4 protein-coding genes are annotated in these 2,260 nt (G+C 61.9%); all 4 read right to left on the minus strand.

From position 1 onward, the window contains the following. Positions 1 to 102: 102 nt before the first annotated feature. A complete protein-coding gene (locus tag WN73_RS11925; protein WP_231166505.1) occupies positions 103 to 426 on the minus strand; it encodes a DUF2905 domain-containing protein in 324 nt (107 codons plus the stop codon). A 44-nt stretch (positions 427 to 470) separates the two neighbouring features. Beyond that, positions 471 to 1,187, minus strand: a complete 717-nt coding sequence (locus WN73_RS11930) for an ETC complex I subunit (protein ID WP_011087978.1) — start codon at positions 1,185 to 1,187, stop codon at positions 471 to 473. Between the two features lie 53 nt (positions 1,188 to 1,240). Continuing rightward, on the minus strand, positions 1,241 to 1,732 hold the full coding sequence (locus tag WN73_RS11935; protein WP_011087977.1) for an Hsp20/alpha crystallin family protein: 492 nt from the start codon (positions 1,730 to 1,732) through the stop codon (positions 1,241 to 1,243). Between the two features lie 93 nt (positions 1,733 to 1,825). Next, positions 1,826 to 2,260, minus strand: a 435-nt coding sequence (gene hspE, locus WN73_RS11940; protein ID WP_271552912.1) for a small heat shock protein HspE, incomplete at its 5' end; no start/stop codon positions are given.

Consider the following 2,260-nt stretch of genomic DNA (forward strand, 5'->3'; position numbering starts at 1 on the left):
ATTCGATCGCCAATTTCAGATGAAGGCAAACTGAGGCGCGGTGCCAGAAGCACCGGCGAGGTGCACGCATGGCCAGACCAAGCTCCGCTTGGGCTGCGCTCTTCAGCGGTTCAGGACCCAATAGACCAGGCTGAGCACTGCGCTCAAAAGCAAACATGTCATCAAAGGGAAATAGAACGTCATACTCTCCCGTTCGATCACGACGTCGCCGGGCAACCGACCCAGACCGATCCGGCTGAGATAAGGCCACAGCAGGCCGGCCATTAGACTTACAATGCCGAGAGTAATCAGAAAGCGCGCCATTGTTGCCGATCCTGCGGCTTGAAGATCAAAGGCCAATTTCAGATGCCTGGGTCGTCGTCGCTTCTTTTCCTGCTTTCGCTTAGCCTTCAACACGTCCGCTTGAGTGCGATAGGCCTTTGCCAAGTTAGGCGCCCCGCCGTGAGCGGGCCGACCACCTGCGCTCGAAGTCAGCTTGCCTTTCTGTCGACATGCTCGAAGGATGCTTCCGTAATCTGCGGCTCCTCGAGATCGAGTAGCGCGTCGATCACCTCCTGGAGATGGGAAGGCGTCGCCAGCAAGTTGCCTTTCGAGTGCTCCGTCTCAATCTGAGAGGCATGAAGAGCCCAGCGCCGCAGGATGTCGCGCTTTCGCGTTGGCGACAGATTGCTGTCCAGCAGCACCTGGTGCGGATCCGCGTAGCTCTCGGCAGGTTCAGCCCCAGGCCCGAACCCGTGGCGGATCACCTCCCGCCCAAGGGTCCGCTCAATCCATTCCAGCCGCCGGCGGCGCTGCTGGCTGGCGGCTGGGCCCTCAACGTCGGGATTGTCCGAAATCAGGCGCGGCTTCGCCCCCTGCGCCGGCAAGCCCTCCACTGAGTATTGCAGACCTTGGCGGCGCGCATATGCGATGGCGGCTTCGGCGGACGGGAACGAAAGTTCGACCTGCGAGAGGGGATCGTCGTCGCCGGTCCAACCCATCAGGGGTTCGATGTACGGGGCCGAGCGGCGCTCGAAACGCAGCGTCCAGCGCTGGGCGCGCGCACGTCCCGAAGTCATCGGCGAGGGGGTAGGCTTGTAGATCACGGCCTGCGCATCCGCCGGAAATACCGACTTCGTCACCACCGGCTCCGGGACGGGCCGGCGCGCCGTAAAGTCCGAATGTGCCGATAAAGGCGTGACGTTCATGAACGCCTCCTTCGAGCCGGGCGGGCGGGAGCTGGGCTCCCGTCCGCTTCGTCTTACTTTCCGTTGATTGCGATCCTTTTCACCTTCCGCTGTTCCGTAGGCGACTTCGGCAGCGTGACGGTGAGGATCCCGTCCTTGAAGGACGCGGCGACTTTATCCTGGTCGACGTCGTCGACGGGAATGCGCCGCTCGAAACGTCCGTAGTAGCGCTCGCTGAAGCGACGCTCCTTGTCTTTCGTTTCGCTCTTCTTCTCGCCGCTGATCGTCAGCACGCCGTCGGCAAGTTCGACCTCGACGTCTTTCTGTTCGATGCCGGGAAGCTCGGCGATAACTTTCACTTCCTTGTCGGTCTCGTTGAACTCGACGCTCGGCCACCCCATTGTCGCCGGCGGGGCGAACTGGCCGATATCGACGCCGCGAAACACGTCGTCGAACAGCCGATTCATCTCGCGATGCAGCGAGAGAAACGGGTTGTCTACCTCGGTGCGTCGCGCAGGCAGATTGCGGGAGCCGTTGTTCCACGGAATGAGTTCGCGTAGTGCCATTGTGGTCCTCCTTTCTTGGGTTTGGTCGTCAATGGGCCAGCAGTCCGCAGCGCGGACCTAGCCGCGCAGCGGTTCGATGGGCAGCAGCCAGTGTCAGGCCGCCTGCCTCCGATCGCTCCTCTGGTGGTCGTTGCCGGCAACGTCGATCGCGATTTGACGCGGCTTCAGCGCCTCCGGCATTTCCCGAGTCAGGGCAATCCTGAGCAGGCCGTCTTCGAACGTCGCGTCCTTGACCTGGACGTAGTCGGCCAGGTTGAATACGCGCCGGAAGGGCCGGACGGAGATTCCACGATACAGGTAGTCGCGTTCATCCTCGTCGGTCTTGCGGCCTTCGACCGTGAGCATCGAGCGCTCTGCGGTGATCGCCACGTCGTCCGGGGTGAAGCCGACCAGCGCCAGCGAAATCCGGTACTGGTCCTCGCTGGTGCGCTCGATATCATACGGCGGGTAAGTGTCGCCGTTGTCTACCGTATCGTTCACCAGATTTAAGAGGCGGTCGAACCCGATGGTCGAACGCCAGAAGGGTGA

The sequence above is a fragment of the Bradyrhizobium sp. CCBAU 45394 genome, assembly GCF_028128655.1.
Taxonomy (GTDB): domain Bacteria; phylum Pseudomonadota; class Alphaproteobacteria; order Rhizobiales; family Xanthobacteraceae; genus Bradyrhizobium; species Bradyrhizobium diazoefficiens.